The sequence below is a fragment of the Aestuarium zhoushanense genome, assembly GCF_056431045.1.
In genome coordinates this window covers 47052-64506 of sequence record NZ_JBWKMA010000004.1, presented here as the reverse complement: position 1 = coordinate 64506, position 17455 = coordinate 47052, and the positions used below count along the sequence as shown (strand labels likewise).

Annotated in this window: 20 protein-coding genes; 10 read left to right on the top strand and 10 right to left on the bottom strand. The window is 55.9% G+C overall.

Annotation, left to right across the window (positions count from 1 at the left end):
• Positions 1-26: 26 nt before the first annotated feature.
• From AC07ED_RS02620 to AC07ED_RS02610, 3 genes are all read right to left on the bottom strand, one after another.
• Positions 27-875 carry a DMT family transporter gene (locus AC07ED_RS02620; RefSeq protein WP_158664483.1) on the bottom strand — a complete coding sequence of 283 codons (849 nt, stop codon included), beginning with the start codon at positions 873-875 and terminating at the stop codon, positions 27-29.
• A 67-nt stretch (positions 876-942) separates the two neighbouring features.
• Positions 943-2580: a chaperonin GroEL gene (gene groL, locus AC07ED_RS02615; RefSeq protein ID WP_105234446.1), complete on the bottom strand. Its 1638-nt coding sequence runs from the start codon at positions 2578-2580 to the stop codon at positions 943-945.
• Between the two features lie 44 nt (positions 2581-2624).
• Complete coding sequence (locus AC07ED_RS02610; protein WP_067551458.1) at positions 2625-2912, bottom strand: co-chaperone GroES; 288 nt, start codon at positions 2910-2912, stop codon at positions 2625-2627.
• Positions 2913-3086: 174 nt separating this feature from the next.
• Here AC07ED_RS02610 and AC07ED_RS02605 point away from each other — a divergent pair, with 174 nt between their 5' ends.
• Positions 3087-4079, top strand: coding sequence for a TraB/GumN family protein (locus AC07ED_RS02605; RefSeq protein ID WP_158664482.1), 993 nt, complete (start codon positions 3087-3089; stop codon positions 4077-4079).
• Here AC07ED_RS02605 and AC07ED_RS02600 read toward each other — a convergent pair.
• Positions 4060-4722 (bottom strand): DUF2161 family putative PD-(D/E)XK-type phosphodiesterase, encoded by a 663-nt coding sequence (locus AC07ED_RS02600; protein WP_211096424.1) that lies wholly within the window; start codon positions 4720-4722, stop codon positions 4060-4062. The two genes, AC07ED_RS02605 and AC07ED_RS02600, sit on opposite strands and share 20 nt — an antisense overlap.
• A gap of 138 nt (positions 4723-4860) precedes the next feature.
• Between AC07ED_RS02600 and AC07ED_RS02595 the strand changes: the two genes are divergently transcribed.
• From AC07ED_RS02595 to AC07ED_RS02555, 9 genes are all read left to right on the top strand, one after another.
• A complete protein-coding gene (locus tag AC07ED_RS02595) occupies positions 4861-5781 on the top strand; it encodes a manganese-dependent inorganic pyrophosphatase (RefSeq protein ID WP_105234444.1) in 921 nt (306 codons plus the stop codon).
• Between the two features lie 55 nt (positions 5782-5836).
• Complete coding sequence (locus tag AC07ED_RS02590) at positions 5837-6208, top strand: hypothetical protein (RefSeq protein WP_105234443.1); 372 nt, start codon at positions 5837-5839, stop codon at positions 6206-6208.
• The gene (locus AC07ED_RS02585; protein WP_105234442.1) at positions 6195-6668 is read left to right on the top strand and encodes a GNAT family N-acetyltransferase; all 474 of its coding nucleotides are present in this window, start codon (positions 6195-6197) and stop codon (positions 6666-6668) included. The genes AC07ED_RS02590 and AC07ED_RS02585 overlap by 14 nt, the downstream gene beginning before the upstream one ends.
• A gap of 60 nt (positions 6669-6728) precedes the next feature.
• On the top strand, positions 6729-7601 hold the full coding sequence (locus AC07ED_RS02580; RefSeq protein ID WP_105234441.1) for a TIGR01459 family HAD-type hydrolase: 873 nt from the start codon (positions 6729-6731) through the stop codon (positions 7599-7601).
• 93 nt (positions 7602-7694) lie between these two features.
• Positions 7695-8138 carry a MaoC family dehydratase gene (locus tag AC07ED_RS02575; RefSeq protein WP_067551686.1) on the top strand — a complete coding sequence of 148 codons (444 nt, stop codon included), beginning with the start codon at positions 7695-7697 and terminating at the stop codon, positions 8136-8138.
• A 37-nt stretch (positions 8139-8175) separates the two neighbouring features.
• Positions 8176-9114, top strand: a complete 939-nt coding sequence (locus AC07ED_RS02570; RefSeq protein WP_105234440.1) for a bifunctional riboflavin kinase/FAD synthetase — start codon at positions 8176-8178, stop codon at positions 9112-9114.
• Positions 9107-9574, top strand: a complete 468-nt coding sequence (locus AC07ED_RS02565; RefSeq protein ID WP_105234439.1) for a YcgN family cysteine cluster protein — start codon at positions 9107-9109, stop codon at positions 9572-9574. Before AC07ED_RS02570 ends, AC07ED_RS02565 begins: the two co-directional genes overlap by 8 nt.
• Entirely contained in the window at positions 9574-10623 is a 1050-nt protein-coding gene (locus AC07ED_RS02560) for a threonine aldolase family protein (protein WP_105234438.1), read from the top strand. The genes AC07ED_RS02565 and AC07ED_RS02560 overlap by 1 nt, the downstream gene beginning before the upstream one ends.
• A 121-nt stretch (positions 10624-10744) precedes the next feature.
• Positions 10745-11764, top strand: a complete 1020-nt coding sequence (locus tag AC07ED_RS02555) for a ribose-phosphate pyrophosphokinase (protein WP_105234437.1) — start codon at positions 10745-10747, stop codon at positions 11762-11764.
• A 77-nt stretch (positions 11765-11841) separates the two neighbouring features.
• Here AC07ED_RS02555 and AC07ED_RS02550 read toward each other — a convergent pair whose 3' ends face one another.
• The 6 genes from AC07ED_RS02550 to AC07ED_RS02525 form a co-directional block, all read right to left on the bottom strand.
• The gene (locus AC07ED_RS02550; RefSeq protein WP_067551485.1) at positions 11842-12192 is read right to left on the bottom strand and encodes an H-type lectin domain-containing protein; all 351 of its coding nucleotides are present in this window, start codon (positions 12190-12192) and stop codon (positions 11842-11844) included.
• Between the two features lie 122 nt (positions 12193-12314).
• Complete coding sequence (locus AC07ED_RS02545; RefSeq protein WP_067551489.1) at positions 12315-12743, bottom strand: F0F1 ATP synthase subunit epsilon; 429 nt, start codon at positions 12741-12743, stop codon at positions 12315-12317.
• An 11-nt stretch (positions 12744-12754) separates the two neighbouring features.
• Positions 12755-14179 carry a F0F1 ATP synthase subunit beta gene (gene atpD, locus AC07ED_RS02540; protein WP_105234436.1) on the bottom strand — a complete coding sequence of 475 codons (1425 nt, stop codon included), beginning with the start codon at positions 14177-14179 and terminating at the stop codon, positions 12755-12757.
• A gap of 18 nt (positions 14180-14197) precedes the next feature.
• Positions 14198-15067, bottom strand: coding sequence for a F0F1 ATP synthase subunit gamma (locus AC07ED_RS02535; protein ID WP_105234435.1), 870 nt, complete (start codon positions 15065-15067; stop codon positions 14198-14200).
• A 23-nt stretch (positions 15068-15090) separates the two neighbouring features.
• The gene (gene atpA / locus AC07ED_RS02530; protein ID WP_067551495.1) at positions 15091-16629 is read right to left on the bottom strand and encodes a F0F1 ATP synthase subunit alpha; all 1539 of its coding nucleotides are present in this window, start codon (positions 16627-16629) and stop codon (positions 15091-15093) included.
• On the bottom strand, positions 16629-17189 hold the full coding sequence (locus tag AC07ED_RS02525) for a F0F1 ATP synthase subunit delta (protein ID WP_105234434.1): 561 nt from the start codon (positions 17187-17189) through the stop codon (positions 16629-16631). Before AC07ED_RS02525 ends, atpA begins: the two co-directional genes overlap by 1 nt.
• Between the last annotated feature and the right edge of the window lie 266 nt (positions 17190-17455).

The window sequence follows — 17455 nt, the reverse complement described above, 5'->3', positions numbered from 1 at the left end:
TAGACATCCTGAAACGGCGCTTCTGTTTAGAGGCGCCGTTTTGCTATGATCTGCGGCGCAATCGATAACCCAATCCCGCCGAGCACTAGTGCAGCGCCAATAAGCCACTGAACCGTGATAGGCTCGTTGATCCAGACCAATCCGCCGAGGCTTGCCAAGACGGGCACCATCAACTGCCCTACCCCTGCCAGCGCGGGATCAATGACCGCCACAATCCGATACCAGAGCGCATATCCGAGGCCCGAGGTGATCCCGCCCGACACCATGGCGAGCATCAACGCAGGCCCACTGAGCGCCCCATTGCCGACCATCATCAACGGCAGCACGAATAGCAGGCACAGGGCAAAGCTCATGGCATTCACGCGAACAGGATCCCCCGCCCCACGGCCGAGCAGAGTGTAGAACCCCCAGCTCATCCCAGCGAAAGACATCAGCATCAGATCAATGACGGACAAGGTTCCAAGGTCTGATGAAGGTTTCAACAGCCAGACTAACCCGAAGAAAGCCACTATCGCGCCGATCCATTGAAACACAGATGGGCGGTTGCCGCGTGAAACCACCGTAGCGAATATCGTGATCTGCACCCAGCCGAACAGCAGCAACGCGCCAAATCCAGCGTCCAAAGTGCGATAGGCGAGTGAAAAGCCGACGATATAGCCGGCGAGGCACACAGCCCCTGCAAACGACCGCGCTTTTGTCGGCCACGCCCCTCTCTTTTGCAAAAGGGCTATCATCATCAGAACGACCGCCCCTGTCGCCACGCGCACGACGGCAAAGGCCGCAGGATCGGCCCCGTAATCCACCACGGCCAAACGGATCAAAACCGAATTGGCAGCCAGTGCGAGCAACGCACCAAGTGCTGTGAGGTAGATCATCCATGCCTCCAAACGAAAACGGGGCCGCGATTGCGACCCCGTTTCCTTATCATGCCTTCGGCGATGATTACATCATGCCGCCCATGCCGCCCATGTCGGGCATTGCAGGTGCGCCGCCGTCTTTGGCAGGCTTGTCAGCAACCATTGCTTCGGTGGTGATCAGGAGACCAGCTACCGATGCCGCGTCTTCGAGAGCGGTACGGGTAACTTTTGCCGGGTCGATCACGCCGAATTTGAACATGTCGCCATATTCTTCGGTCTGCGCGTTGAAGCCAAAGTTTTTGTCGTCGGATTCACGAACTTTGCCAGCAACAACTGCACCGTCAACGCCAGCGTTCTCTGCGATCTGACGAAGCGGAGCTTCGAGAGCGCGGCGAACGATTGCGATACCAGCGTTTTGATCAGCGTTCTGACCTTCAAGACCAGCCAGAACTTTTGCAGCCTGAACCAGGGCAACACCACCGCCAACAACGATGCCTTCCTGAACAGCAGCGCGAGTAGCGTTCAGTGCGTCATCAACGCGGTCTTTACGCTCTTTCACTTCTACTTCAGTCATGCCGCCGACGCGGATAACAGCAACACCGCCAGCCAGTTTGGCAACGCGCTCTTGCAGTTTCTCACGGTCGTAGTCCGAAGAGGTTTCTTCGATCTGGGTGCGGATCTGTGCAACGCGTGCTTCGATCTCTGCTTTGTTGCCAGCGCCGTCAACGATAACCGTGTTGTCTTTGGAGATCGAAACTTTCTTAGCCGAACCGAGCATGTCCATGGTGACGTTCTCGAGTTTCATGCCGAGGTCTTCGGAGATCACCTGGCCACCGGTCAGGATAGCGATATCCTGCAGCATTGCCTTGCGACGGTCGCCGAAGCCCGGTGCTTTGACAGCTGCGATTTTCAGACCACCGCGCAGTTTGTTAACTACGAGAGTTGCCAGTGCTTCGCCTTCAACATCTTCAGCGATGATGATGAGCGGTTTCTGGGATTGGATAACCGACTCGAGCAGCGGAACCATCGGCTGGAGCGACGACAGTTTTTTCTCGTGAAGCAGGATGACAGCGTCTTCCAGTTCAGCGACCATTTTGTCCGGGTTGGTTACGAAGTACGGGGAGAGGTAGCCACGGTCGAACTGCATGCCTTCGACGACTTCTACTTCGGTTTCCATACCTTTGTTTTCTTCAACGGTGATTACGCCGTCGTTGCCAACTTTCTGCATCGCGTCTGCGATCTGACGACCGATCGAAGCTTCACCGTTAGCCGAGATGGTGCCGACCTGAGCAACTTCGTCAGAGTCTGCAACTTCGCGAGCCATAGACTTGATCTGCTCAACAACAGTGGCAGTTGCCATGTCGATGCCGCGCTTCAGGTCCATCGGGTTCAGGCCAGCAGCAACCTGCTTGAGGCCTTCTTTTACGATTGCCTGTGCAAGTACGGTTGCGGTGGTGGTACCGTCGCCAGCTTCGTCGTTGGTGCGCGAAGCGACTTCTTTAACCATCTGCGCGCCCATGTTCTCGAACTTATCTTCCAGTTCGATCTCTTTAGCGACAGAAACACCGTCTTTGGTGATGCGCGGTGCGCCGAAAGATTTTTCGAGCACAACGTTGCGGCCTTTCGGGCCAAGGGTAACTTTTACCGCGTCAGCCAGGATGTTCACACCCTTGAGCATACGGTTACGGGCGTCGGTGCCGAATTTGACGTCTTTAGCAGCCATTGCTGTAGTCCTCGTCTAAAATAGTTTCAGGGAAAGGTACGATCTCAGGCGATGATGCCGAGAATGTCGCCTTCTTTCATGATGAGCAGCTCTTCGCCGTCTACGGTGACTTCAGTGCCAGACCATTTACCGAACAGAACGCGGTCGCCAGCTTTAACAGCCATTGCGATCAGTTCGCCGGAGTCCTTACGTGCACCTTCGCCGCAAGCAACTACTTCGCCTTCAGCCGGTTTTTCTTTGGCGCTATCAGGGATGATCAGACCACCCTTGGTTTTTTCGTCGCTCTCGACACGGCGGACCAGAACGCGGTCATGCAGCGGTTTAAAAGCCATTTTTGTAGCTCCTCAGCTATCGTTAAATCCTGTGTTAGCACTCACTCACGTCGAGTGCTAACGACGCATAGTTAGGAACCTGTCGTAGGGGTGTCAACAGTGGTGTAGAGGATTTTTTGTATCGCCTCCGCTGCCTGAACGGCATAGGTTAAATTACGACAAACAGGAGCCATGATGCGCGCGACCCTCACCGTTCTTTTCGTTTCCTCAGTTTTTCCCACCGCATCTTTGGCACTCTGTTCGGGCGCATCTATTGAGGCCTATTTACCCGCAGACGTTTTGGCTGAGGTAGAGCGCACGTCGGACGCCACCTTGAACGGTAAAGGCCTGATATGGCGGGCTGATCGAGACGGCGATCAGATCACCTTCTTTGGCAGCTTGCACATCTACGACCCGCGCCTCTTGCCGCTCAGGGAGAAAGCCCACGAGGCACTAGACGGCGCCGATGTTTTGCTGGTCGAACAGACGACCGAACAGTTGCAAGAAATGCAGCGCGAGCTGCTCGCTGATCCATCGTTGATCCTCCTGCCCGAAGGGCAAACGCTGATCGGGATGATCGACGACGCGTCATGGGAACTCCTCGCTGAGGCGGGCCGCGCCCGTGGGCTACCCTCACCGATGACCGCACGTTTTCAGCCGTGGTATCTGGTCGCCGCGCTCGGAACTCCGCCCTGTGCCATGCCCGACATTCAGGCGGGGCTGACGGGATTGGACGCTATGGTGATGGAGGACGCTGCTTCGCTAGGCGTTGAAACACGCGCGCTAGAGGACTGGCGCGACTCGCTGCGTATCCTTTACGACGATCCAATCGACGCCCAGATCGACATGCTCGAGATGTCGCTCTTGCCGCCAGATATCGAAAGCGCGCTCTTTGCATCCACGTTCGATGCCTATTTCGCAGGTGACGTTGCCCGCGTGTGGGAACTATCGCGCGCCGCGCTCACCCTTGTCCGGAATGTCGATCTCCCCCACGCGAACGAGGTGTTCGACGATTTCGCCGAAGGCCTCCTTGACGGTCGGAACATGAATTGGATCGACAACATTGAAACCGCAGCCGCAGCAGGCCGCGTTGTCGCGGTGTTCGGTGCAGCGCACCTTTCAGGCGACAATGGCGTGTTGAACTTGATGGCTCAGAATGGCTGGACGATCACTCGGCTGGACGAATAGCCTCCCGACCGACCTCGGTTAATCCGTAAATGCCGACGGCCACCCGTTCGAACCAGCCATAGTGGTTGTCGGCCATCAGACGGGTCGCGGTTTTGACACCTGTTGCTTTGGCAACCATCGCCCCTTTGGTCGGTCCTTCGACGGAAAGGAATTCCGCACAGGCAATCGCATCCTGCCTGTAGCCCGTCACGATCCCCTGCCGTGTGGCACCACCGACATTTGGATCCCCCCTCAGTCGATCAAATTCGCGCAGCAAAGCCTTCGCCTTGTTCGGTGACTTGCGCGGGGCATAGGGTCCAGGGTCTGCAAGCGTTTCCGTAAACCCGTCCGAAAGGCGAACCGTAATGACGCCAATCCCAAGCCGCCGACAGAGTTTCACATTGGCCTGCAACGCCTTCCAACTCGCCCGCCCGCTTTGCCGTGGCACACAAACATAGACATTGTCCGTAATGGCCGGTCGCGCGACAGCCTGCTGCAAAAGCGTGAGCGAAAAGCCCGTCTTTAGCTCTACGATGACAGGTGGTTCGTCCCCACGACGCCCCACCACATCGACCGCACCGACCTCGGCCTTCACGACGTAGCCCTGCCGTTCCAGCAGCGCCTTCACGGGCGCATAGAGATCAGTTTCGGAAATCTTAACCATGGCTCAGACCTACCTTGCGCAACTCGACTGTGCAATTGCGGCATGGCCTTTGGTCGCAGCACGGCGCGAAGTGGTGACAACGGCGCTGCCCGATCATATAAGGCCCGCGAATTGATATCGCACATGAGGCAGACCTCTATGACCACGCTTGTTTTCGGCCACAAATCTCCTGACACCGACTCCACTGGATCGCCCATCGTTTGGGCTTGGTATCTGAACGAAGTCAAAGGCATCGACGCAAAGCCCGTTCTGCTGGGCGAACCCAACACCGAAGCCGCCTTTGTGATCGAAAAATGGGGCTTTGCGAAACCCGAGATCATCTCGACCGTCGAAGCAGGCCAAAAGGTCGTCATCGTTGACACCAACAACCCAGCCGAACTGCCTGATGCGATCAATGACGCAGATATCACTGCAATCATCGACCACCACAAACTGGTTGGCGGTCTGGAAACCAAAGGTCCGATCGACATCACCATCCGTCCGCTCGCCTGCACCGCGACCATCATGTATGACCTGATGGGCGACGACGCAGACAAAATGCCGGACAATATCAAAGGCGCGATGTTGTCGTGCATCCTGTCCGACACGCTGGAATTCCGCAGCCCGACCACAACTGACGTGGACAAAGCACTGGCCGAGAAACTGGCGGCTGAGCTGAACATCAACATCAGCGCTTACGCGTCTGAACTCTTCGAAGCCAAATCGGACGTGTCGTCCTTCTCTGACGCTGAACTGCTGCGCATGGACTCTAAGGAATACAATGTCGACGGCACCGAACTGCGCGTCTCTGTTCTGGAAACCACCGCACCGAAGATTATCCTCGACCGCAAGGCAAGCCTGATGGCATCCATGGTTGACGTCGCCAAAGAAGACGGCGCGGATCAGGTACTCCTCTTCGTCATCGACATCCTGAACGAAGAAGCGACCCTGCTCGTTCCCAACGATCTGGTCAAAAAGATTGCTGAAGCATCGTTCGATTGCACCGTCGAAGGCGATACCGTCGTTCTTCCGGGCGTTATGTCCCGCAAAAAACAGATCATTCCGAGCCTAAAGGTCTGATCCAGTCAATGGGCGCTTCGGCGCCCTTTTTACTTTAATGAGTTTGGAGTCACTTATGACATTTAAGAATTTAATGATTGCTGGCTGCCTCTTATTTGCCGTACTCGCCGTTGGATTGATCTTTGCGCCCTCGTTGTTTTGCACTCTTTTTGGACTGCCGTCCGATGACTCAGCACTCGTCATGGCGCGGCGCGCTGGCGTATTGATGGTTGGCTTCTCGATCCTGACCTATGTTCTAAGAAACTTACCGCCGACCCCGCTTCGCCATAACGTCATGAAAGGCTTCATCGTAAAGTTGCTTTTGATGGCGGGACTTGGGATCATAGAACTAATAAGCGCCAACGTTGGGACAGGTATTTTGCTCGCAGTAGTTACGGAAATCGCGTTTGCTTTAGCGTTTTGGACGACCCGCAATGATAACACCTAGTTTCCTGCGTGAAATGCAACGTGGTGAAGAGGCCGCCGTTACGGCCCTTCTGACCGATGCTTTCGGCCAACCTGACGAGGCGCGTCTGGTTGAAAAGCTGCGCAAGTCCCGCGCGATCGCAGGGGAAATGGTGCTGCCCTCCGAACAAGGGATCGTAGGTTACCTCGCTCTATCGCAGATGATCGCGCCCAAAGGTTGGCTCTGCCTCGCGCCCGTCGCTATCCACCCCGACCTTCAACGCAACGGATATGGCCGCCGCATGGTCGGAATGATCGCGGAATGGGCGCGTTTGTCTGGACAAACCTTGGTCGTTCTTGGCGACCCGTCGTTCTATTCGCGCTGCGGGTTTTCGCCCGCACCTGACGGGCTCACCTCGCCCTACCCCGTCGAATACACAATGGTCGCTGGCCCCGCCAAAGCGAAATCGCTGGACCTGAAGTATCCTGCCGCCATTGGCTAGACGCTTTTCTTTTACACGGGCGGGCTATACTCAGAGCCTAACCGAATAGAAGAGCAGCCCATGACCCAAATTATCGAAAACTTCGCTGAAATCGCTGACCAATATGACGCCCTGTTTGTGGACCTCTGGGGCTGCATGCACAACGGCCTCACATCGTTCCCCGCAGCAGTCAAAGCGATGCAGGACTACCGCAAAACAGACGGCAAGGTGATTTTCGTGACCAACGCGCCGCGGGCTTGGGATCTGGTCGCAAAGCAGATGAACCGCTTTGGCATCCCCGAAGACAGCTTTGACGCCATCGCGACCTCGGGCGACGCCGCACGCGTGGCCTTGTTTACAGGTGCCGTGGGCCAAAAGGTCTATTTCATCGGCGAAGCACATGACGACAGCTTTTTCGAACCGATCAAGGTCGTCGAAAACCCGCTAGAGATCACCCGCGTCCCCCTCGAAGAGGCCGAGGGCATCGTAAACTGCGGCCCCTTCGACCCTCATGCAGAGCCTGACGTGATGCGCCCAGAGTTCCTCTTTGCTCGTGAAAAAGGGATGAAGATGCTCTGCGCGAACCCTGACATCGTGATCGACCGCGGCGAAACCCGTGAATATTGCGCGGGGGCTTTGGCGAAACTCTACACTGAAATGGGCGGTGAGAGCCTCTATTTCGGTAAACCTCACCCGCCGATCTATGACCTTGCCCGCCGTCGTTTGGCGCAACTGGACGTGAACGCTGACGAGGCCCGCATCCTGTGCATTGGTGACGGTATTAAGACCGATATTTTGGGCGCAGAGGGCGAAGGGTATGATTCCCTCTTCATCACAGGTGGCCTTGCCGCAGAAGAGACTGCGACCAAAGTCCAACCTGACGCAGAATTGCTAAACGCCTACCTGCAAAAGGAAAAACAATCTCCAACATACGCCATAGGCTTTTTGCGCTAGCACAATAGGGGGTTGTTTTTTCTGCGGCTGCAAAGTAATAAAGTTTCAAGTGATAACCCCAAAGGGACCATTTGTTACGCAATGGAGCCGAATATGCTGGATAACTTCCCCCGCGGTACGATCTGTATCGAAGATATCGAAATCGGTATGATCCGGTCTTTGCGTAAGGTCGTGACAGACCGCGACATCGAAATGTTCGCTGAAGTCTCAACCGACCGTAACCCTGTGCACCTTGATGACGACTATGCCCAAGACACAATCTTTGAAGGTCGTATCGCACATGGGATGCTCACCGCTGGGCTCATCTCTGCGGTGATTGGCGAACAGCTACCGGGTCACGGCACGGTCTATCTGGGGCAGTCGCTGAAATTCCTCGCCCCTGTGCGCCCTGGCGATATGGTTTTGGCGGAGGTTGAAGTCACAAACATCGACCATTCCAAGCGTCGCGTGACCATGGAAACGCGCTGCCTCGTCAACGGCAAAAAGGTACTGATCGGCGAAGCAACCGTTCTCGCACCGTCGCGGAAGTTCGACTGATCTTGCATGCGTCGGCTTGGGCGGCTACGCATCGCCTATGCGCATTATTCGAGACACCTTATTCCTAGACCCCAATGATCGTGGCGCGGCTGCGGCCATCGGGAATTTCGACGGCGTCCATTTGGGCCATCAGGCGGTCATTGATTTGACCCGTAAGGCGGCGTTTGATCTGGGCGCGCCTCTCGGCGTGATGACCTTTGAACCGCATCCCCGTCAGTTTTTTGCCCCCGATGCACCGCCGTTCCGTTTGATGAACGCCGAAGCCAAGGCTCATCGCCTGCGCAAACTGGGTGTCCAAAAACTCTACGACGTGCCGTTTAATGCCGCCCTCGCCCAATTCACCCCTCGTGAATTTGCAGAGACGATCATCGTTCAGCGCCTCGGCCTCGTGCATGTCGTCGTTGGGGCTGATTTCTGTTTCGGCGCGAAACGGGCTGGCGATGTGGAAACGCTGAAATCACTTGGTGAAGAGCTTGGGTTCGGCGTGACCGTCACCCCGCTTTTGACGTTTGAAGAAGAAGTCTCCTCCACGAATATCCGCAACGCCCTCTCTGATGGCCGTCCTCGTGACGCTGCACGTATGCTGGGCCATTGGCACCGCATCGAAGGCCCCGTGATCCGTGGCGATCAACGTGGTCGTGACCTTGGCTACCCGACGGCGAATATGTCCATCACGAACCTTCACCAGCCGAAACTGGGTGTTTACGCGGTAAAGGTCGACGTCCTCGAAGGACCGCACGCAGGCAGTTACGACGGCGCAGCGTCTATCGGTGTCCGCCCCATGTTTGGCGAAGACAATGTGCCGAACATCGAAACCTTCCTTTTTGATTTCAAAGGCGACCTCTACGGTACGCCGCTATCGGTCGCGCTCGTGGACTATCTGCGCCCCGAACTGAAATTCGACAGCCTCGATGCGCTCATCGTTCAGATGGCGAATGACTGCGATACAGCCCGAAAGATCCTTAAAGATGTCTGACATCGACCGCAGCGGTTTGCGCCCGAACTACTGGAAAACCGTTCCGATGGAGAAGATGAACCGTCAGGAATGGGAAGCGCTCTGCGATGGCTGCGGGAAATGCTGCCTGAACAAGCTTGAGGACGAAGATACGGGTGAAGTGGCACTGACGAACGTGGCCTGCCGCCTTTTGGACGACGCGACTTGCTTGTGCAGCCAATACGACATCCGCCATCAGTTCGTGCCCGAATGTATCGTGCTGACGCCTAAGACCATTTTGGATAACCTATACTGGCTCCCGCAAACCTGCGCTTACCGTCTGGTTCATGAAAAGCGTCCACTCTACGACTGGCATCCGCTGATTTCGGGTAATTCGGAAACCGTGCATTTAGCAGGCGTTTCGATGCAGTACCGCACGCTCTCTGAATTCGATATCGCCGACGAAGACTGGGAAGACCACATCATCGAGGAACCGATCTAATGTTTTTTGCCTCTGACAATACAAGCCCCGTTCATCCCAAAGTGATGGAGGCCCTGACGGTAGCCAACAAAGGCTATGTGTCGTCATATGGCAGCGACCCGATCATGGAGACGGTTCGTCAAAAAATCCGTGATCTGTTTGAGGCTCCCGAGGCCGCCGTATACCTTGTCGCAACGGGATCTGCCGCCAATGCACTGGGCCTCGCGTTGATCACCGAACCTTGGCAAAGTGTGTTCTGCCATCGCAGTTCCCACATCGAAGAAGACGAATGCGGCGCGCCAGAGTTCTACATCGGCGGCGGCAAACTGTGCCTAGTTGAAGGCAAAGACGCTAAGATGTCGCCTGAGGCTCTTCGCAACGCGATCGAATTCACAGGCCGTGGTGGGGTTCACAACCTCCAACGGGGCGTGGTGTCTATCACCAACGTTACTGAAAAGGGCGCGGTCTACTCTGCTGCCGAAGTCGCTGCACTGACCGCAATCGCGCGTGACTATGGCCTACCCTGCCACATGGACGGCGCACGTTTCGCCAACGCCATCGTCGCAAGCGGCGCCACCCCCGCAGAAATGACGTGGAAAGCGGGCATTGATATCCTATCGTTCGGCGGCACCAAGAACGGCCTCATGGGTGTCGAAGCGGTCGTGATCTTTGATCCAAAACTTGCATGGGAATTTGAACTGCGCCGCAAGCGCGGCGGTCACCTGTTTTCCAAGCACCGCTATCTGTCCGCCCAGATGGATGCCTATCTAACCGACGATCTGTGGCGCGACCTCGCGACCCATGCGAACGCAATGGGACAATTACTGTCCGCTGGCATCCAAAAGATCAACGGCGCGACGCTCTTGCATCCGACCGATGCGAACATGGTGTTTGCGGGTTTCCCGCGCGGCGCGCATCAAAAGGCATTTGCCGCCGGAGCCAACTACTATTTCTGGCCGTTCAACCAGAACCTTGAAGGCCCCGCCGCCGAAACCCTCACTGCGCGATTGGTTGCCAGCTGGTCGACGACAGAGCAGGATATTGAGGCGTTCCTCAACGCCCTCAACTAAGAAATCCTGCGGCAAAAGCGTATTAAGGCATGGTAAAACTTTGCCTTAACGGTTCCGTGTGCTACGCGGTCCCTGCGTCACGATTCCGTCACACACGGACAACAGCCTGGGACTCTGCCACATGCCGTCGATCACTGAACCGAAACTGATTTCGGGGAACGCCAACAAACCGCTCGCTCAATCCATTGCCCGTCGCATGTCGATGCACCGTGGCATGAATGTTAACCTTGTTGATGCTCGTGTAGAGCGTTTCAATGACGGCGAAATCTTTGTCGAAGTTTTCGAAAACGTCCGTGGCGAAGATATGTTCGTCATTCAGCCGACGTCGAACCCTGCCAACGACAACCTGATGGAACTGCTGATCATCACCGACGCGCTGAAGCGTTCGTCGGCTGGTCGTATCACCGCAGTGATCCCCTACTTCGGTTACGCTCGTCAGGACCGCCGCACCAAGGCACGCACGCCGATCAGCGCGAAACTGGTTGCGAACCTCATCGCCGAAGCGGGCGTTGACCGCGTTCTGACCATGGACCTGCACGCAACGCAGATCCAAGGTTTCTTTGATATGCCGGTAGACAACCTCTACGCTGCACCAATCTTTGCGCTGGACATCAAACACCACTTCAAAGGCGACATGGACGACATCATGGTCGTTTCACCTGACGTTGGTGGTGTCGCTCGCGCACGTGAGCTTGCTAAACGCATTAACGCTCCGCTCTCGATCGTCGACAAACGCCGCGAGAAAGCTGGTGAAGTTGCAGAGATGACCGTCATCGGTAACGTCGAAGGCAAAAAATGTATCATCGTGGACGACCTTTGCGACACTGCAGGCACGCTCTGCAAGGCCGCTGAACACCTGATGGAAGCAGGCGCTTCCGAAGTGCACGCATACATCTCGCACGGTGTGATGTCTGGCCCAGCAGTTGAGCGCGTTACCAACTCGGTCATGAAATCGCTGGTGATCACCGATACCATCCAGCCGTCCGACGCGATCCTGAACGCCTCAAATATTCGTGTTGTTCCTACTGCGCCGATGTTCGCTCAAGCGATCCTGAACACGTGGAACGGCACCTCCGTGTCGTCGCTGTTCGAAGACCAGACCCTAATCCCGATCTACGAAGGCCTCTACAACGCCAACTAATCTGGATCGAACCTCGAGAAACACGAAACCCCCGAACGGAAACGTCGGGGGTTTTTCTTTGATCACTGATAAATGAGTTAGACAACGTCCCAGTCATCGTCATGTGGCACCTCACCAATCGACTGCCACGCCACACGGACGCGAGCGATTTTCGTATCGCCCCATGTCTGAAACACAATAGCGAAACCTGTTTCGGTGATGTCCTCAGCCTGCACATCGGTGCGGCAATTGGTGGTGTTCGAAATATCGACCATCGACAACCAGCACTGAACCATCGGCAACGAACGATACGGCGACGAAAAGGTAACAGCCCGCCGCAAACTACGGTGACCATCACCCGACCACATTGGACCGTCGGTTTCAAAGTCCGAGAACAAGACAACCTCGCCTTGATCCACACCAATAAGATGATTTTGAAGCTTCTTCATTACCCGTTACGCTATAAGTCCAAAAATACGTAGACCAGAGAAATTCGTCAAAAACGAGGTTTTCATATGAAAATAGGCCCCCAAGGGGGCCTATTTCGAAGCTTAATTCGTATAGGTCAGGATTATTCCTGATACGACAGACCCATGTGGGTACCAACTGCGACCATGTCAGCCAGAAGGTGAGCCGCATCATCGACCGGACCCGGTTCGTTCTTGAAGTTCGCAAGAGCCTTCTCGTGAGCAGCGCGGTATTCCGCAACCATCTCAGCGAAGATCTCTTGGGTCACTTCTGCGGTGGGCAGGGCGCGTTCAGCAAGAACCGAAACACTCTCTGCACCGATTTCGGCAAAGCCGCCGGAAACGACATATTCGTCGCTGCCGCCCGCATGAACGACCCGCAGGATACCTGGACGCAGGGTGGTGATGGTCGGTGCGTGACCTGCCATCGCCGTCATTGCGCCTTCAGCAGCCGGGATCTGGACCTCGGTGGCCTGAACAGAAGCGAGCTTCCGTTCAGGGGATACGAGATCAAATTGGAGCGTGTCAGCCATTATGCCTCTCCTTAGGCAGCTTCAGCTGCCAGTTTTTCGGCCTTTGCCAGAACTTCGCCGATACCGCCTACCATGTAGAAGGCAGCTTCCGGCAGGTGATCGTATTCACCGGCCACAACTGCTTTGAACGACGAGATGGTGTCTTCCAGCGGAACCTGAACACCGTCCGAACCAGTGAACACTTTCGCAACGTCGAACGGCTGCGAGAGGAAACGCTGGATCTTACGTGCGCGCGAAACGGTCAGTTTGTCTTCTTCCGACAGTTCGTCCATGCCGAGGATGGCGATGATGTCCTGCAGCGACTTGTAGCGCTGGAGGATGTTCTGGACGTCGCGAGCAACCTGGTAGTGCTCTTCACCAACGATCTGCGGGTCAAGGATACGCGACGACGAGTCGAGCGGGTCAACTGCCGGGTAGATACCAAGTTCCGAGATTGCGCGGTTAAGAACGGTGGTTGCGTCCAAGTGAGCAAAGGTCGTTGCCGGTGCGGGGTCGGTAAGGTCGTCCGCAGGTACGTACACAGCCTGGATCGATGTAATCGAGCCGTTCTTGGTCGAGGTAATGCGTTCCTGCATCGCGCCCATGTCGGTTGCCAGTGTTGGCTGGTAGCCCACAGCGGACGGGATACGACCCAGAAGTGCCGACACCTCGGAACCTGCCTGAGTGAAGCGGAAGATGTTGTCCACGAAGAACAGAACGTCGGTACCCGAAGCGTCACGGAACTGTTCCGCAAGGGTCAGACCGGTCAGTGCAACGCGTGCACGTGCTCCCGGAGGTTCGTTCATCTGACCGTACACGAGAGCCACTTGCGACTCTTCGAGGTTGTCCGGCTTAATAACGTTGGATTCGATCATCTCGTGGTAAAGGTCGTTACCTTCACGGGTACGTTCACCAACACCAGCGAACACGGAATAGCCCGAGTGCACTTTTGCGATGTTGTTGATGAGTTCCATGATAAGAACGGTTTTACCAACGCCCGCACCACCGAACAGACCAATCTTACCACCTTTGGAGTACGGTGCGAGAAGGTCGATAACCTTGATGCCGGTTACGAGGATTTCGGTTTCGGTCGACTGGTCGCTGAATTCCGGTGCTTCAGCGTGGATCGGACGGGTTTCCGTCGCGTTCACTGGGCCCTTTTCGTCAACGGGTTCGCCAACAACGTTCAGAATACGACCGAGGGTCGCGGTACCAACCGGAACCGAGATCGGTGCGCCGGTGTCGACCACTGCCTGACCACGAACGAGACCTTCGGTCGCGTCCATAGCGATGGTACGTACGGTGTTTTCGCCAAGGTGCTGGGCCACTTCAAGAACCAGCTTCTTGCCATTGTTTTCGGTGTTGAGTGCGTTGAGGATCGCCGGCAGGGCATCTTCGAACTGCACGTCCACAACGGCGCCAATCACCTGCGTGATTTTGCCTTTTGCGTTTGCCATGTTTCGTTACTCCGGTTCTTAGAGCGCTTCCGCGCCCGAGATAATTTCGATCAGTTCGTTGGTGATGACGGCCTGACGCGAACGGTTGAATTCGATGGTCAAGCGGTCGATCATATCGCCCGCGTTGCGAGTTGCGTTGTCCATCGCGCTCATCCGCGCACCCTGTTCGGATGCAGCGTTTTCTAGCAGAGCCGCAAAGACCGCCGTCGACACGCTGGCAGGCAGCAGGTCTTCGAGGATTGCTTCTTCGCTAGGTTCGTAGTCGTAGTCAGCCACAGCACCGTCGGTTGCTTCAAACTTTGCTGGGATCACCTGTTGCGCAGTCGGGACCTGAGCGATCACGGACTGGAATTGCGCAAAGAAGATCGTCGCAACGTCGAATTCACCGGCTTCGAACCGCTTCAGAAGGTCTTTGCCGATGGATTGTGCAGTCGCATAGTCCATACGCTTTACAGCGGAGAGATCTACGTGATCCACAATCAGCTCGCCCATATCACGGCGAAGCTGTTCACGGCCCTTCTTGCCCACTGTCAGGATTTTGACCGTCTTGCCTTGGGCTTGAAGGTCACGAACAGCCTGACGGGCTTTCTTCACGATCGAAGAGTTGAAACCGCCGCAGAGGCCACGTTCAGCAGTCATGACCACAAGCATGTGGACTTGATCGCTGCCCGTACCACGAAGCAGCAGCGGCGCAGTATCCGAACCACCAGCCGAAGCAGCAAGCGCGGACACTACAGCGTTAAAACGCTCAGTGTACGGGCGAGCCGATTCAGCAGCGTCCTGGGCACGGCGGAGCTTTGCCGCCGCGACCATCTGCATCGCCTTTGTGATCTTGCGGGTCGATTTGACCGACGCGATCCTGTTTTTTAGGTCCTTAAGACTTGGCACTGCCTTGTCTCCTTATCCGGTGATCAGGCGAAGTCTGCGGCGAATTCGTCCAGCGCAGCCTTCAGCTTGTCAGCATCAGCGCCTTTGATCTTCGGGTCGTCGTTCGCGATCCAGTCCAAGATGTCCTTACGCTTGGTGCGCAGGAATGCGAGGAGCGCAGCTTCGTAGCGGCCAACTTCTTTTACGTCGACTTTGTCGAGGTAACCGTTGGTGCCTGCGAAGATGATGCAAACGATTTCCGCGTTGGTCAGCGGCGAGTACTGCGGCTGTTTCATCAGCTCGGTCAGACGCGCACCACGGTTCAGAAGACGCTGGGTTGCAGCATCAAGGTCGGAACCGAACTGAGCGAATGCTGCCATCTCGCGGTACTGAGCGAGCGACAGTTTAACCGGACCAGCAACAGACGACATTGCTTTGGTCTGAGCGGACGAACCAACGCGCGAAACCGAAAGACCGGTGTTCACAGCTGGGCGGATACCCTGGTAGAACAGTTCGGTTTCGAGGAAGATCTGACCGTCGGTGATCGAGATCACGTTGGTCGGAATAAACGCCGAAACGTCGCCGCCCTGGGTTTCAATGATCGGCAGCGCGGTGAGCGAGCCCGAACCATTGTCTTCGTTCAGCTTTGCCGAACGTTCCAGCAGACGCGAGTGGAGATAGAAAACGTCGCCCGGGTAAGCTTCACGGCCCGGCGGACGGCGGAGCAGAAGCGACATCTGACGATACGAAACAGCCTGCTTCGAAAGGTCATCGTAGATGATCAGTGCGTGGCGGCCGTTGTCACGGAAGTGCTCTGCCATTGCGGTTGCCGCGTAGGGAGCAAGGAACTGCATCGGTGCCGGATCGGACGCGGTTGCAGCAACAACGATGGAGTATTCCATCGCGCCGTTTTCTTCGAGCTTACGAACGAGCTGAGCAACAGTCGAACGCTTCTGACCAACTGCAACGTAGATGCAGTACAGTTTCTTGGACTCGTCGTCGCCAGCAGCTTCGTTGTAGGACTTCTGGTTCAGAATAGCGTCCAGAGCCACAGCGGTTTTACCAGTCTGACGGTCGCCAATGATAAGCTCACGCTGGCCACGGCCAATCGGGATCATCGCGTCAACCGATTTCAGGCCGGTTGCCATCGGTTCGTGAACCGATTTACGGGGAATGATGCCCGGCGCTTTAACGTCAGCAACCAAACGCTTGGAAGCGTTGATCGGACCTTTGCCGTCGATCGGGTTACCCAGACCGTCCACAACGCGACCCAGCAGTTCATCACCAGCCGGAACGTCCACGATCGAGTTGGTGCGCTTAACAGTGTCACCTTCTTTAATGTCGCGGTCGGAACCGAAGATAACAACACCAACGTTGTCTGCTTCAAGGTTCAGAGCCATCCCGCGGATACCGCCCGGGAATTCAACCATCTCACCAGCCTGAACATTGTCCAGACCGTATACGCGAGCGATACCGTCACCGACCGAGAGCACACGGCCGATTTCGGCCACTTCGGCATCTTGGCCAAAGTTTTTGATCTGGTCCTTCAGGATCGCAGAAATTTCTGCAGCTTGGATCGCCATTATCCGACCTCTTTCATGGTGTTCTGGAGAGCGCTGAGCTTGGAGCGGATCGACGTGTCGATCATCTTCGAGCCCACCTTAACAACAAGACCGCCAACGAGGGACTCGTCCACGGCCGCATTAATTTTCACAGTTTTACCGATATTGGCAGAGAGTGTCTTTGCCAGTTTATCGGACTGAGTTTTAGTCAGCGCTTTTGCGCTGATAACCTCGGCGGTTACTTCGCCTTTCTCTTCGGCCATCAGGTCGCGCAGCGCGTTCAGAACGAACGGCAGAACGAACAGACGACGCTTTTGCGCCAGCAGGCCGAGAGTGTTGGTTACGATTTCCGACAGGCCCATCTTTTTCGCGAGCGCTGCGATAGCAGTCGCTTGTTCTTCGCGGGAGTAAACCGGCGAAGAAATCAGAGCGCGCAGATCAGAGCTACCTTCGAGTGCAGCCGTCAGTGCGTCAATGTCGGATTCAAGAGCCGCAAGACCTTTACCTTCTTTGGCAAGGTCAAAAGCAGCAGATGCATAGCGCGAAGCGATGCCGGTTGAGATCGAAGCTGGTTCGGACACGTCCACCCTTCCGATAGTTTTGGCCCTCACATCATACCGGGATGGTCTGAAGTTTAGGCAGCTTGAACCGCCCTCGTCGAAGCGGGGGCGCCAAAATCACGGGGGATGTAGCAGACAGGTATGACTGTCGCAACCGCCTAGACGCACTCAAAATCGATTGTTTGCGCCAATACTCTGAAAGAACAGCGTCGCAAGGTGACAGGTGCGACCATTCGCGCAACCTTTCTCGTCAAAAATCTGTACGCGACGGTATACCGAAGTCCGAT

Bases quoted from the DNA above. Each gene is read 5' to 3' on its own strand.
- AC07ED_RS02620 (WP_158664483.1), bottom strand. From the start codon at position 875: ATGATCTACCTCACAGCACTTGGTGCGTTGCTCGCACTGGCTGCCAAT.
- groL (WP_105234446.1), bottom strand. From the start codon at position 2,580: ATGGCTGCTAAAGACGTCAAATTCGGCACCGACGCCCGTAACCGTATG.
- AC07ED_RS02610 (WP_067551458.1), bottom strand. From the start codon at position 2,912: ATGGCTTTTAAACCGCTGCATGACCGCGTTCTGGTCCGCCGTGTCGAG.
- AC07ED_RS02605 (WP_158664482.1), top strand. From the start codon at position 3,087: ATGCGCGCGACCCTCACCGTTCTTTTCGTTTCCTCAGTTTTTCCCACC.
- AC07ED_RS02600 (WP_211096424.1), bottom strand. From the start codon at position 4,722: ATGGTTAAGATTTCCGAAACTGATCTCTATGCGCCCGTGAAGGCGCTG.
- AC07ED_RS02595 (WP_105234444.1), top strand. From the start codon at position 4,861: ATGACCACGCTTGTTTTCGGCCACAAATCTCCTGACACCGACTCCACT.
- AC07ED_RS02590 (WP_105234443.1), top strand. From the start codon at position 5,837: ATGACATTTAAGAATTTAATGATTGCTGGCTGCCTCTTATTTGCCGTA.
- AC07ED_RS02585 (WP_105234442.1), top strand. From the start codon at position 6,195: ATGATAACACCTAGTTTCCTGCGTGAAATGCAACGTGGTGAAGAGGCC.
- AC07ED_RS02580 (WP_105234441.1), top strand. From the start codon at position 6,729: ATGACCCAAATTATCGAAAACTTCGCTGAAATCGCTGACCAATATGAC.
- AC07ED_RS02575 (WP_067551686.1), top strand. From the start codon at position 7,695: ATGCTGGATAACTTCCCCCGCGGTACGATCTGTATCGAAGATATCGAA.
- AC07ED_RS02570 (WP_105234440.1), top strand. From the start codon at position 8,176: ATGCGCATTATTCGAGACACCTTATTCCTAGACCCCAATGATCGTGGC.
- AC07ED_RS02565 (WP_105234439.1), top strand. From the start codon at position 9,107: ATGTCTGACATCGACCGCAGCGGTTTGCGCCCGAACTACTGGAAAACC.
- AC07ED_RS02560 (WP_105234438.1), top strand. From the start codon at position 9,574: ATGTTTTTTGCCTCTGACAATACAAGCCCCGTTCATCCCAAAGTGATG.
- AC07ED_RS02555 (WP_105234437.1), top strand. From the start codon at position 10,745: ATGCCGTCGATCACTGAACCGAAACTGATTTCGGGGAACGCCAACAAA.
- AC07ED_RS02550 (WP_067551485.1), bottom strand. From the start codon at position 12,192: ATGAAGAAGCTTCAAAATCATCTTATTGGTGTGGATCAAGGCGAGGTT.
- AC07ED_RS02545 (WP_067551489.1), bottom strand. From the start codon at position 12,743: ATGGCTGACACGCTCCAATTTGATCTCGTATCCCCTGAACGGAAGCTC.
- atpD (WP_105234436.1), bottom strand. From the start codon at position 14,179: ATGGCAAACGCAAAAGGCAAAATCACGCAGGTGATTGGCGCCGTTGTG.
- atpA (WP_067551495.1), bottom strand. From the start codon at position 16,629: ATGGCGATCCAAGCTGCAGAAATTTCTGCGATCCTGAAGGACCAGATC.